This is a genomic window from uncultured Flavonifractor sp., from assembly GCF_944383115.1.
GTDB lineage: Bacteria > Bacillota > Clostridia > Oscillospirales > Oscillospiraceae > Flavonifractor.
The window spans coordinates 1-12883 of sequence record NZ_CALWOJ010000062.1 but is presented as its reverse complement, the minus strand read 5'-3'; the positions used below and the strand labels follow the sequence as shown (position 1 = coordinate 12883).

At 57.8% G+C, this 12883-nt stretch carries 16 protein-coding genes; 5 read left to right on the top strand and 11 right to left on the bottom strand.

Annotated elements, in window-relative coordinates; all coding sequences use genetic code 11:
- Both pyrF and Q0K43_RS07645 read right to left on the bottom strand, forming a co-directional pair.
- Positions 1-410: orotidine-5'-phosphate decarboxylase (pyrF, locus tag Q0K43_RS07650; RefSeq protein ID WP_297289963.1), on the bottom strand; the 410-nt coding region annotated here is incomplete at its 3' end.
- 29 nt (positions 411-439) lie between these two features.
- Positions 440-1723 (bottom strand): dihydroorotase, encoded by a 1284-nt coding sequence (locus Q0K43_RS07645; protein WP_297289962.1) that lies wholly within the window; start codon positions 1721-1723, stop codon positions 440-442.
- Positions 1724-1909: 186 nt separating this feature from the next.
- Here Q0K43_RS07645 and Q0K43_RS07640 point away from each other — a divergent pair, with 186 nt between their 5' ends.
- Positions 1910-2086, top strand: coding sequence for a hypothetical protein (locus tag Q0K43_RS07640; protein ID WP_297289961.1), 177 nt, complete (start codon positions 1910-1912; stop codon positions 2084-2086).
- Positions 2087-2157: 71 nt separating this feature from the next.
- Here the strand turns inward: Q0K43_RS07640 and Q0K43_RS07635 are convergent, their stop codons facing one another.
- From Q0K43_RS07635 to Q0K43_RS07600, 9 genes are all read right to left on the bottom strand, one after another.
- Entirely contained in the window at positions 2158-2736 is a 579-nt protein-coding gene (locus tag Q0K43_RS07635; RefSeq protein ID WP_297289960.1) for an AAA family ATPase, read from the bottom strand.
- Positions 2737-2753: 17 nt separating this feature from the next.
- The gene (locus tag Q0K43_RS11725) at positions 2754-3182 is read right to left on the bottom strand and encodes a hypothetical protein (RefSeq protein WP_366086162.1); all 429 of its coding nucleotides are present in this window, start codon (positions 3180-3182) and stop codon (positions 2754-2756) included.
- A complete protein-coding gene (locus Q0K43_RS07630; protein ID WP_366086160.1) occupies positions 3131-4156 on the bottom strand; it encodes an MATE family efflux transporter in 1026 nt (341 codons plus the stop codon). Before Q0K43_RS07630 ends, Q0K43_RS11725 begins: the two co-directional genes overlap by 52 nt.
- A 112-nt stretch (positions 4157-4268) precedes the next feature.
- On the bottom strand, positions 4269-4709 hold the full coding sequence (locus tag Q0K43_RS07625; RefSeq protein WP_297289959.1) for a MarR family winged helix-turn-helix transcriptional regulator: 441 nt from the start codon (positions 4707-4709) through the stop codon (positions 4269-4271).
- 71 nt (positions 4710-4780) lie between these two features.
- Positions 4781-5503: an RNA polymerase sporulation sigma factor SigE gene (gene sigE / locus Q0K43_RS07620; protein ID WP_297289958.1), complete on the bottom strand. Its 723-nt coding sequence runs from the start codon at positions 5501-5503 to the stop codon at positions 4781-4783.
- 13 nt (positions 5504-5516) lie between these two features.
- Complete coding sequence (locus Q0K43_RS07615) at positions 5517-6365, bottom strand: sigma-E processing peptidase SpoIIGA (protein ID WP_297289957.1); 849 nt, start codon at positions 6363-6365, stop codon at positions 5517-5519.
- Between the two features lie 138 nt (positions 6366-6503).
- Positions 6504-6845, bottom strand: a complete 342-nt coding sequence (locus Q0K43_RS07610) for a DsrE family protein (protein WP_297289956.1) — start codon at positions 6843-6845, stop codon at positions 6504-6506.
- Positions 6846-6847: 2 nt separating this feature from the next.
- Positions 6848-7912 (bottom strand): histidinol-phosphate transaminase, encoded by a 1065-nt coding sequence (gene hisC / locus Q0K43_RS07605; RefSeq protein ID WP_297289955.1) that lies wholly within the window; start codon positions 7910-7912, stop codon positions 6848-6850.
- The gene (locus Q0K43_RS07600; RefSeq protein WP_297289954.1) at positions 7909-8103 is read right to left on the bottom strand and encodes a DUF951 domain-containing protein; all 195 of its coding nucleotides are present in this window, start codon (positions 8101-8103) and stop codon (positions 7909-7911) included. The genes hisC and Q0K43_RS07600 overlap by 4 nt, the downstream gene beginning before the upstream one ends.
- 131 nt (positions 8104-8234) lie before the next feature.
- On the opposite strand from Q0K43_RS07600, the gene Q0K43_RS07595 reads away from it, so the two are divergent.
- From Q0K43_RS07595 to Q0K43_RS07580, 4 genes are all read left to right on the top strand, one after another.
- Complete coding sequence (locus Q0K43_RS07595; protein WP_297289953.1) at positions 8235-9173, top strand: S1 RNA-binding domain-containing protein; 939 nt, start codon at positions 8235-8237, stop codon at positions 9171-9173.
- Between the two features lie 144 nt (positions 9174-9317).
- Entirely contained in the window at positions 9318-10016 is a 699-nt protein-coding gene (locus Q0K43_RS07590) for a response regulator transcription factor (RefSeq protein WP_297289952.1), read from the top strand.
- On the top strand, positions 9991-12036 hold the full coding sequence (locus Q0K43_RS07585; protein ID WP_297289951.1) for a sensor histidine kinase: 2046 nt from the start codon (positions 9991-9993) through the stop codon (positions 12034-12036). The genes Q0K43_RS07590 and Q0K43_RS07585 overlap by 26 nt, the downstream gene beginning before the upstream one ends.
- A partial coding sequence (locus Q0K43_RS07580) for a DUF4358 domain-containing protein (protein ID WP_297289950.1) occupies positions 12033-12883 on the top strand: 851 nt, incomplete at its 3' end. The genes Q0K43_RS07585 and Q0K43_RS07580, both read left to right, overlap by 4 nt.

The window sequence follows — 12883 nt, the reverse complement described above, 5'->3', positions numbered from 1 at the left end:
GCGTCAAAGACGCTGAGCATCTGCTCCCCTACCTTGGTCTTGCCCAGCCAGCCATCGGAATAGGCCTCGGCGGTGGAGCCGATGTCGCCCCGCTTAATGTCGGCGATGACGTACAGGCCCCGCTCCTTGGCGTAGCGGATGGTGCGCTCCAGCACCTCCATGCCCCGCCAGCCCAGACGCTCATAGTAAGCGGACTGGGGCTTGACGGCAGGCACGATGTCCTTCAGTGCGTCTATCAGACCGCAGTTGAAGCGGTAGATGGCCTCGGCCGCCCCCTCCAGGGTCTCGCCGTACTTGTCATAGCACTCCTTGCGGATGTGGGCGGGCACATACTCCGGCTTGGGGTCCAGGCCCGCCACAGTGGGATTCTTGACAGCAATAATAGCTTCCTGCAAACGGTCAAAGGACATAGCGCATTCTCCTTTATCTCTTAAATCTCTTAATTGCCATCCTGATAAACGATTTTTCCGCCAACAATGGTGTACTTGATCCTTCCCTTCAGTTCCTTACCGGCGAAGGGGGTGTTGCGGCCCTTGGAGGCAAACTGCTCCGGATCCACCGTCCACACCTCATCTGGGTCAAAGATGACCACGTCGGCGTCCGCCCCAATGGCCAGCCGGCCCTTGGTAGGCAGGCGGAGGATACAGGCGGGATTGATGGTCATTTTTCGCAGGATATCGGACAGAGGCAGTTCCCCGGTGTGGTACAGATAGGTCAGGGTGACGCCCAGAGCGGTCTCCAGGCCCACCATGCCGCTGGGAGCCTCGGTGAGGGGCCGGGCCTTCTCCTCGGCGGAATGAGGCGCATGGTCGGTGGCAATGGCGTCGATGGTGCCGTCCTTCAGGCCCTCGATGATGGCCTCCACATCGGACCAGGTTCGCAGAGGCGGATTGACCCGGGCCATAGTGCCTTGAGATAAAATCTCATCTTCCGTAAGGGAGAAGTATTGGGGGCAGGTCTCACAGGTGATCTGCACCCCCTTGCGCTTATAGCGCCGGACAATGGCCACCGACTTTGCGGTGGAGATATGGCAGATGTGTACCGCCGCCCCGGTCTCCTCGGCCAGCATGGCATCCCGGGCCACCATCAGCTCCTCGGCGATGGCGGGCCGGCCATTGAGCCGCAGCTGGCGGGACACCCGGCCCTCGTTGACGGCGTAATTCTTCACCATGTCGGCGTCCTCACAGTGGGAGAGGATGGTGAGATCCTGCCGGTGAGCCATAATGAGGCCGTCCCGCATCAGATTTGCGTTCTGGATGGGCACACCGTCGTCAGAGAGGGCTACAACGCCCGCTCCTTTCAGTGCCTCAAAATCGGTGAGTTCCTGGCCTTTTTGCCCTCTGGACACGGCACCGATGGGCCAGACGTGGACCCCGCAGGCATCCGCCGCCTTTTTGCGGATGAAATCCACTTGTTCCGGACTATCCACTGTGGGCCTGGTGTTGGGCATACAGGCAACGGAGGTAAAGCCGCCGTGCGCAGCGGCTGCCGCGCCGGTTTCTATGGTCTCCTTGTACTCAAAGCCGGGTTCTCGCAGGTGGACGTGCATATCCACCAGCCCGGCGCATACGGTCAGTCCCGCGGCATCAATCACCTGTGCGTCCGGCTCGTTGATATTGCTGCCAATGACGGTCACTTTGCCGTTTTCCATCAGAATGTCCATCACGCCGCCGATACCGCCTACCGGGTCCACCAGGCGGCCCTGACGAATCAACAATTTCACTGGATCACTCCTTCCTGAAACATGTCTGCACAGCAAAAAAGGGTACAGGTCCTTCCCCCGTCCCCTCCTGCAAGCCGTTTTCCACTTCGCTTTTCATTATAACTTGAATCGCATTTTTTAGCAATGGATTTTTCCGCATTCCGGGCAATAATAAATGCGGACAACCAACGAAGGGAGCTGAGCAAATTGACCAACCATACTTTCCTGGGCGGAATGGGTCTTGGAATCCTGGCAGGCACTGCAATGGGCATGGCGGTAGCCGCCAAAGGAATGCAGAATCCCAAAATGCGCCGCATGGCCAAAAAGGCCACCCGGAAGATGAACCAGATGAAGGACGATCTGGCGGATACCATGGGATTCTGATCCAAAACCAGCAAAAAAGACCGCCGACGGCGGTCTTTTTTGCTATGATTCCCTTGTCCTTCCTCCACACCTCAGTAGAGCTGCCCAATCAGTTCCACGCACCGATCAATACCAAGGGTACCGCTATTGAGGGTCAGATCGTAGTTCTGTGTGTGGCCCCACTTCATATCCGTATAAAACCGGTGGTAGGCCGCCCGGCGTTTGTCCTTCTCTCTCAGCCGTTGCTCCGGGGAAGCCTCCCGTTCACCGTATACCTCCACGATACGTTTCGCCCGGAACTCCAGATCCGCGTGAATAAACACCCGCAGGCAATCGGCCTTGTCCCGGAGAATATAGTCCGCGCACCGGCCCACAATGACACAGGGGCCCTTTTCCGCCAATTCCGTAATGATCCTGCACTGGATCTCCCAAATATAGTCTTCGTTGCTGGGGCCAAAAACGCCATGTGAAAATGCGGAGGCCAAAAAACCGCCCGGAGCGTATTCGCCGGCGTCTTTGATATAGTTCTCATGAAAGCCGCTTTCCGCCGCGATTTTCTGGAGCAGTTCATTGTCATAGCAGGGTATGTTCAATCTCTCCGCCACTTTTTTGCCAATGGTGCGCCCGCCGCTGCCAAATTCACGGCTGATGGTAATGATCCTATTTTTCATATTCCGTCGTCTCCTTATTAAGCCATATCGGGGGTTTCCGATTGCAGTCGATGTTCCCGCTTTAGATGGTTCCGCTCACAGATCAGCAGGGCCAGAGAGAGCAGGAAGGCCAGGCCGTCGGCCACGGGACCTGTCCACAGCACCCCGTCCACCCCCAGTGCCAGGGGCAGAAGCAGGGCTGCGGGGATAAAGAAGATGATCTGCCGGGCCAGAGAGAGGATGGCAGACTTGACGGGCTTGCCCACTGCCTGGAGATAGACCGCCGCCATGGTCTGAAAGCCGGTGAGGGGACAGAGCATCAGGAAAATACGGAAGGCCTTTACGGCAAACTCATTGTAAAGTCCCTCCTCCGAGCCGAACAGAATGACCACGCTCATGGGCGCAAACTGGAAGATCAAAAAGGCCAGGATGGACACCACCTCTGAGGCGATGAGGGCGATCTCCAAGGCTTTTTCACCCTTTTAAAATTTTTGGCACCGTAATTGAACCCGAGAATGGGCTGGGTGCCGGTGGCAATACCCAGCAGGATGGCAATCATGATCTGGTTGACCTTCATCACAATCCCGGTGGCGGTCAGGGGGATCTCCGCACCATAGATGGAGGTGGCGCCATAAATCGCCAGCAGGTTATTGGTCAGCGCCATGACAATGGTAATGGCAAACTGGGTGATGAAACTGCTCAGACCGAAGGTAAGGATATTGCCGCAGGTCCTCCCGCTCAGTCGGAAAGATGGGGCGTTGAGGCGGACGGTCTTGAACCGGGGCAGATAGACCACGGACACCACAAAGGAGGCTACCTGGCCTAGAACCGTGGCGATGGCCGCCCCCTTCACACCCATTTGGAACACAAAGATAAAGACCGGGTCCAGGATGACATTGAGGATAGCTCCAATGACCATGGAAACCATGGCGTACTTGGGACTTCCGTCCGCACGGATCATGGAATTGATGGCGGCTGAGATCATCATAAAGGGCAGGCCCAGGCCAATGATAAAACCATACTCCAGGGCCAGGGATCGCAGCAGATCCGTGGCGCCAAACAGGGTCAGGATGGGATCAATGAACACCAGGAACACCACCGCCAAAACGACGCTGACTACAGTTACCAGGGCGACGGCGTTGCCCACCCCCTTTTGGGCCGCGTCCGTCTTGCCCTCTCCCAGCTTCAGGCTCAGATAGGCCGCGCCGCCGTTTCCGATCATCATGGAAAGCGCCAGGGCTATGATTGTGATGGGAAACACCACATTGGTGGCGCCGTTGCCCAGATATCCCACCCCCCAGCCGATAAAAATCTGATCCACAATATTGTACAGGGAGTTCACCAGCAGGGCGATGACGCTGGGAACAGCAAACTTCAGGATCAATCGGCCGATAGGCTCCGTGGCAAAGGGGCTCTTGCGCTCTGGTACTTCTTTTTCCATCTTGTCTTGCACTCCTTTTAAGTAACTAGTTACTTATTTGGGGATAAAAAAGCAGGCAGCGTATCTGAGCGTTCTCCTCAGCACACTGCCTGGGAATTCAATTTTTCGAGGATCATTCCAAATCAATGTTCTGCAAAAGCATATCTATACTCTGAAGCAGCATATCCTTTTGTTCCTGTGTAAAATCCTTGCAAAGCTCGGATAAAACCTCGGCATCCTGCGCAAGAATGACCTGATGGATACCCGCTGAACGCTCCGTACAGGCTACCTTTTTATATCTCCGATCCTTTGCGCTGGGCCCACAACGGATGAATCCCTTACTTTCCAGCCTTTGCAGCAGCTTTGTCATGGCCGGGTGGGTCACATGCTCAATCCGTTCCAAATCGTTTTGATGGATCTCCGTTTTTCCGGATGCTTCCAGGCGACTGACCGACCCCAATACCCGCAACTGCACGGAAGTCAGCCCCATGTCAGCTGCCCTCTCATCCATTTTTTTGCGAAAGGCCCGGTTAATAATGGCGATTTTTAACCCAAAGGGCATCCTTCCCGTCATGGTCCCACCCCATCCAAATAAGTAACCAGTTACATAGCATACCCCTTTCCACGGTTTGTCAAGGCGGCCGGTCACATCAGCCGTAAAATTTCCCGCTTCAGCCGGGCAATGATCCGCTTCTCCAGCCGTGAGATGTAAGACTGAGAAATACCCAGACTGTCCGCTACTTCCTTTTGGGTGTGGGATCGCTGGCTCTCCAGGCCGAAGCGCAGCGTAATGATGTGCCGCTCCCGATCCTCCAACTTTTCCAGGGCGTCGGAGAGCAATTTGCGATCCACGTCTTCCTCGATGGGCTTCATCACCAGGTCGCTGTCGGTACCCAAAATATCGGACAGCAGCAGTTCATTGCCGTCCCAGTCAGTATTCAGCGGCTCGTCAAAGGAAACCTCACTTTTCAGGTTTGTAGTCTTGCGCAGGTGCATTAAAATCTCATTTTCAATGCACCGGGAGGCGTAGGTAGCCAGCTTGATGTTTTTAGACGGCTGGTAGGTGTTGATGGCTTTAATGAGGCCGATGGTACCGATAGAGATCAGATCCTCGATACCCACGCCGGTATTTTCAAACCGTCGGGCGATGTACACCACCAAACGCAGATTACGCTCAATGAGTTGGGATTTGACCTGCTCGTCGCCCTCATCCAGCCGGCGGATCAATTCCGCTTCCTCGTCCCGTGACAGAGGAGGCGGCAGCGTGTCACTCCCTCCGATATACATGATCTTACCCGGCAAACGCAGCCCCAACCGCGCCAGCAGCTTTTGTATCCGGGCGTACCAGCGCCCCTTCCAGCCCTTCATAATCATCCTCCTTTTATCCTCCAATCAACGCGCAGTAGCCACCGCCGTCGGTCAGTCCGGTGGGCGACAGGGCCACCAACAAAGGGCCATAATCCTCCGTCCCCACCTTCACCCGGTCTGCACGCAGTGCCAGCAACAGTCCACACTCCACCCCCACTGCCTGATAAGGCAGCAGGCGGCAGGAAACGCCCACTCCGCTCAGCCGCTCCAACGCAGACACCGGGTCTCGCAGTTCCGCCGGTTCCGGGGCCTGGCCAGCGGGGAAAAGCCCGCATACCTTGCTCCCTTCTGCTACCAGTACCGGCTTGCCGGATACCGGATCTGTCAGGGTATTCCCTGTGTCCACCAGAGCGGTAAGCGTCACTTTCCGCGCTCCCAGTTCCACCAGCGCCGTGGCCAGTTCCCGCCGGAAACTGTGCCGTGCGGAGCGGTGAAAAAGCAATGTAATCAGCCCATAACATCCCGCCGCTGACAAAAGGATCAACTTCAGGTCAAGCGGCGAGGAAATTACCCCGTTGGACAGCGCCAGACTTCGACTGCCCAGCAGCTGAAGCGCATAAATCCCCCCGCCAAAGGCGGCGGATACCGCAAAGAACACCAAACATACCCGCAGCAGCCTCCGGCTTCCGCCGTAACCAATCAGTACCGTCAGCGCCCCCACCCCTACCTTGCACAAGGGATGGACCAGGAAGCCCATACCCGGCAGAAATACCGCACCGGCGTAGGCCGCGCCCAGGGCGGCTCCCAGGGCCAAACGTCCCCGGCGCAACACTTCCCCCGCCAACCGTCCGGCAGCCAGCAGCAGCAGATAGTCCACCACAAAATTCAGCAAAAATACCTCGTCCAGATAGACCACCCTCATGCCGCTCCCCTCCTTCCGGCGTGCAGACAGTATTATACCGGCCTGTCTCCATAAAAAAAGTCAGATTGGGTACAGGGATAAAAAATGGCCCGCCGCGAACCACGGGTTCGCGGCGGGCCTGATACAGCTCCAATTTTGTCAAACAGTCAAAAGGGGCGCCCGGTTCTTGATCAGATCGGTAAGAGGCGGCCCCCAGGAGATAACCTCCAGGCCCATATCCCGCAGGGCCTGCTCCACTCCCAGCTCCCGGGCGCAGGTAATACAGGCCGAAAAGGCCACCCCCTGTTCCATAGCCAGCGCAATACGTTCCTTCACCGCCTGATCGTGGGCGGCCAGGGCCGCCGTGTCCCCCCACAGGATGACGGTTACCTTCTCCCACCAGCCACGGACCAGACTGTTGACGGCATACATCAGCACCATCTTGTCAAAAACAGTGGGGTCGGCATTGGTCCACAAAATATGCAGATGGTTGTCGTCCATAGTTATCTTCCCTTCACCAGTTCGGCCGTAGCAGCGCACAGGGCCTGCATTTCCTCATCGGTTCCCACGGTAATCCGCAAGTAGTTGCTGATACGGGGCTTGTCCCACCAACGAACCAGAATGCCCCGCTGCCGCAGACCGTCCAGCAGATCCTTGGCAGCCACATCGGGATGGGAAACAAAGAGGAAATTGGCGGCGGAATCGGTAACGATAAAGCCCTGCTGTTTCAGTTGGGAGGCGGTACACGCCCGGGTGTATTGGATTTTCATGGCGGTGGCCTGCAGATAGTCCTGGTCCCGCAGGGCTCCCTCCGCCCCGGCCAGAGCCAGCCGGTCCAGGGTATAGGAGTTAAAAGAATTTTTGACGCAGTTGAGCGCTGCAATCAAATTCTCATGACCCATGGCAAATCCCACCCGCAGCCCCGCCAGGGAGCGGGACTTGGACATGGTCTGCACTACCACCAGGTTGGGATAGCGATCAATCAGTTCTACGGCGGAGTGGGCGCCGAAGTCCACATAGGCCTCGTCCACCACCACCACGGCATCCGGATTCGCTTCCAAAATGGTTCGGATACCGCACAGGGACAGTTCCCGTCCGGTGGGTGCGTTGGGATTGGCAATGACTACGCCGCCGTTTGGCTCCAGGAAAGGTTCCAACGGCAAGGCAAAGTTTTCGTCCAGAGGCACTTCCTGGTAAGTCAGACCGTACAGGTCTGCAAACACCGGGTAAAAGCTGTATGTAATATCCGGGAACAGAACTGGCCGTTCCGGATCAAAGAATGCCTGGAAACACAGGGCCAGCACCTCGTCTGAGCCGTTGCCCACAAAGATCTGCTCCGGCTTGAGACCGTAAGTGGCCCCCAATACTTCCCGCAGAGAGGTACACTCCGGGTCCGGATAGAGCCGCAGGGTGTCGCAGGCTGCCGCCCGTATCGCCGCCAACGCCATCGGCGAAGGCGGATAAGGATTTTCATTGGTGTTGAGTTTGATAAACTGCCGGTCCCGGGGCTGCTCTCCCGGCACATAGGGGGTCAGAGACCTGGCGCGGTTGCTCCAATACTTCTTCATGACTTATCCTCCCCTGACCGAACGACCTTTTTGATGCTTTTCTCCGCTTTGCTTCGGGGGATCATCAGTTCATGGGAACATCCCATGCAGCGCAGACGAAAGTCCATACCTACCCGCAGTACCTGCCATTGACGACTGCCGCAGGGATGTTCTTTCTTCAATTCCAGTACATCGCCCACCCGGATATCCATGGTATTTTCCCCCCTTTATTTCTATAAAAGATATTATAATTTCCCGCTCTTCCCCTGTCAATTCAAGGTTCCTCTTTGCATATAGTTGTCTGGTAAGAAAAAAATCACCCCAATGCAGAAAGGATTTGGTCATGTTGACGAACCGTTTTCCACCCGAGGGGCGGCTGCTCAATACGCCGGAAAACCGGGCTGCCTGCGCCGACTGCGGCGCACTCAGGCAGGCTATGGAATCGGGGGCGGTACTGGAGGGGACCGCCCTGCTGTGTACGCCGGAACACGATCTCATCGTTTCCCTGGGCCCATATCAGGGGGTGATCCCGCGGGAGGAAGCTGCACTCGGCATTGCCGAAGGCGTTACACGGGATATCGCCATCCTCTCTCGTGTGGGAAAACCGGTTTGCTTTACCATTACTTCTCTGGGCGTATCCGAGGGAGAGACACGTCCCGTCCTCTCCCGCAGAAACGCCCAGCAAAAGGCCCTGGCAGCCATGCTGGCGACATGGAAACCGGGACAGATTATCTCCGCCCGAGTCACCCATCTGGAACCCTTCGGCGCTTTCGTGGACGTGGGCTGCGGAGTACCTTCTCTCATCGGGGTGGAAAACATCTCGGTCTCCCGTATCCCACACCCAGCCGTCAGATTCCAAATCGGCCAGGATATCCTGGCGGCGGTGCTGGATCTTGACCCGGCTTTGGGCAGAATCTATCTGACTCACAAGGAATTGTTGGGCACCTGGGCGGAGAACGCCGCCCCCTTCCAGCCGGGCATGACGGTGCCCGGCGTGGTTCGGGGGATCAAAGACTACGGGGTCTTTGTGGAACTGACGCCCAACCTCTCCGGCCTGGCGGAGCAGGACAGCCGACTTACCGAGGGGACACGGGTGTCGGTATACCTGAAAGCCATCCTGCCCCAGCGTATGAAGATCAAATTACTGGCCATCGAGCTGCTCCCACCCCTGACACAACCCCAGCCCCTGCACTACTTTATTCAGGAAGGACGATTGGACCACTGGAAATACGCGCCCCCTGGCTGTACCAAAGTAGGCGCGGAAACCATCTTTGGAGATTGAATGGGACCCCGGACGGCAGAGCTGTCCGGGGTCCCCTATTGCCCATTCCTTCATAGGTATGATAAAATCGTAAGAAACACGAAAGGTTTCCTCCCTGCCTTTGAAAGAAACCTCTGGTATCATACTCCCATGGAGGAGATTATCATGAATGAATCTATTCTTGTTGTGGATGATGACGCTGAAATTGTTCGTGCTATTGCGATTCTTCTGGAAAAAGAAGGCTACCGGGTCTTAAAGGCTTATAACGGCCTTCAGGCCCTGGAGTTGGCAATGGACCCGTCCCTGCGGCTCATTCTGATGGATGTGATGATGCCCAAGCTGGACGGCCTGTCCGCTGTACTCAAGATCCGGGAGCAGCGCAATCTGCCCATCCTCATTCTCAGCGCCAAGGGTGAGGACACCGATAAGATTTTAGGGTTGTCTATGGGCGCTGACGACTATATCGCCAAGCCCTTCCACCCTCAGGAACTGGTAGCCCGGGTGCGCAGCCATCTGCGGCGGTACACCCAGCTGGGGGATGTGAATTCCCCCACTCAGAAGGCCGAACTGGTCACCGGACGGCTGTGCTATCTGCCCGATGAGAAAACCTTGCTGGTCGACGGTACACCGGTACGTCTCACCGCCACCGAGCTAAAGATCGTGGACCTGCTGATGCGCAATCTGGGTCGTGTATTCCCAGCTGAGGAGATCTACCGCCGGGTGTGGAACGAGGAGCCCTACTCAGCGGAGAATACCGTGATGGTACACGTTCGCCGCATCCGGGAAAAAATTGAGTTAAATCCCAAAGAGCCGGAGTATTTGAAGGTGGTGTGGGGCATTGGATACAAAATCGAGAAGCATTAAGCCTGCCCTGGCCTTTCTGGCCCTGGTCTGCGGCATCAATCTGCTCATTCTCTCTTTTGCCGCCGGCTACACGGCGGTGCGTTCCCTGGGGTGGCGTGGCATCGGCGACGCCTTCCAGTCCGACTATCAGAATACCGCCGACTTCCGGCGTACCATCTCACAGTGGTTTTACAGCTTTGCCGACCCGGCCTGGCAGGAAGAGTACCAGCTGAGCGATAAAAATCTGCTCTATAAGGTGACCCAAAACGGCGAGACGGTGTGTACCAACGCCGACGACCTCTCCCCCAACGCTCTGCCGGAGGGATACAACTTCCTGCTCTGGTTTGACGGAGAGACCATCACCATCCAGAAAGACGGCCAGACGATAGACGTATATGGAGACGGCTACTACCGCGGCGAAGGCCAGTGGAACCTGCCCGGCTATCACAATATACCGGTGCCCCAGTCCTACGCCGGACTTACCATCACCATGGCCGCCGCCAGGGAGCCGGTACCCTATATTATGGACACCGCCACGCTGACGGGAAATACCATAACCGACAGCGGTCTCTACTCCACAATGGATTACGCCGCCCGTCTGCGGTTACCTTTGATCCTGTTTGTGGTTGTTCCGTTGGTAATGGGGGCGGCGCTGGTGGTATGGTCCATCCTGTGGCACAAATACAAGGTTCGGGCCGACCAGGCCATCGCCTGGTTCACCGGAAAGCTCTGGCTGGAGGTCAAGCTGGTGCTGCTCATCCCCTTTTTCCTGGTATGCATCGCCGCCTTTTTCTGCCTGGTGAGCCTATATATAGCCCGGTACTACGCCATCTGGCTCTACCTGTCGGTACCTGGTGCCCTGTGGTGGGCCTATCTTTATTTCAACGACCTGCGGTACAACTTCGGACGTATCACGGCCAACAGCTTATGCGCCTTCCTGGCACGGCTGTACCGGGGGAGCGAGCTGTCCTGGCCTGCCGGGCGTCGGATGCTGCGGCGCTCCACCCTCCAGTTCCTGGCGGCTTTGCCCTTTATCCTGGGCTGTATCGTGGTCTTTTTCCTCCTCTTCGCCCCCAGCCTGTCCCGTCTTCCCATTTTCTTTCTTTTGATCCTGCTGGCACTGACGGGACTGCTGCTCATCGCCGCTCAGCTGTGGCTCATGGCTCAGAACCGCCGCACCGCTGCCGACATGGACGTCCTGCTCTCCCGCATCCAGGCCGCTGGTACAGGATCGGCATCCGCCTCTCCCCTGCCGGAGGACTCCGACCTACGCTCGGCGGTGGAGGGGCTGGACCAGATGGAGGCGCGGCTGCGCTCTGCCCTGTCCGAGCAGATGAAAAGCGAGAAGCTGAAGCTGGAACTCATTACCAACGTGTCCCACGACCTTAAGACCCCTCTCACCTCCATGGTAAGCTACACAGAGCTGCTGCGGCAGGAGAAGGGCCTGCCCGACCACGTCCGGGACTATATTCTGGTACTCTGTCAAAAGACCCTGCGGCTCCAGGCCATGGTGCAGGATGTGTTTGACGTAAGCAAGGCCGCTACCGGCAATCTACCGGTGACCATACGGCCTCTGGACTTTGCCAAGCTGCTGCGCCAGACCCTGGCCGACCTGGACGAGGAGATCCAGGCCTCCGGTCTTACCCTCCGCTCTGACCTGCCCAACGCCCCGGTTTGGATCATGGCCGATGGGGATCGCTTGTACCGGGTGTTTCAAAATCTCATTGGCAACGCCCTTAAGTATGCCCTGAGCGGCTCGCGGATTTATCTCACCCTCTCGGTGGATGAGGGCAAAGCAACCGCCGTCATCCAGAACACCTCCCGGGACGAACTGCCTTACGGGGTGGACTTTACCGAGCGTTTTGTCCGGGGTGACCAGAGCCGCACCGACGGCGGCAGCGGCCTGGGCCTGTCCATCGCCCGCACCTTTACCGAGGCCTGCGGCGGTGTCTTTTCCATCCGCACCCAGGCCGATCTGTTCACCGCGTCTGTGACCTTCCCCCTGACTCAGACCAGACCCCAACCGGAGGTGGCCCCATGAAACAACTGTTTCTGCTCCTGCTGTCCCTCTTGCTGTTGGCGGGCTGCGCTCCCAAGGAACCTACCACAGACGCCTCCGCCATCGACTTAGGCGGCGTTGTGGCGGAATCTCAGCCGGAGAGCTATGCGAACGGACTGACTCCTCTTTCCAGCGAACTGGACCCGGATGGGCTGGAGGAGTATATTACGGCCGCCTATGGCCTGAACCGGGAGGACTGGGTGGACGCTGTAGCCGCCTATTCCCAGGGGCTCCAGGCCTATGAGCTGGCGGTGATCCGACTGGCCGACGGCGTGGATGCCGGGGCGGCGGAGGAGCATCTGCTGGCCTATCTGGAGGGCCGCCAGGCCGACTTTACAGGCTATGCTCCCGACCAGGCCGCCCTGGTGGAGGACGCTTTGCTGCTCCGGCAGGGACGCTGGCTTCTGCTGGCCATCTGCCCCGATCCCGAGGCCGCCAAGGATGCCTTCCTGACCCGCTTTGACGGCGAGATCGCCCAGACAGTGGCCCGCCCCTACACGGTAGAGCGGGACAGCCGGGGTTATGTGGTCTTTGATCCCCCCAAGGAGGAGGAGATGCCCCTCTACGACACCGCGCCGGTGGTGGAGGCCTACCGCACCGGAGATACCTCCGCCCTGTCGGAGGAGGACGCCGCCATCCTGGAGGTGTGCCGACAGGTTCTGGAGGAAAAGATCGACGACGGTATGACCCCGGCGGAGCAGGAACTGGCTGTCCACGACTGGATCATTGACCATGCCGCCTACGATGAGACCCATTCCTCCCCCAACCGCAGCCATCCCTATGGGCTGCTGGTGGAGGGGCAGGCCATCTGCATGGGGTACGCCAACAC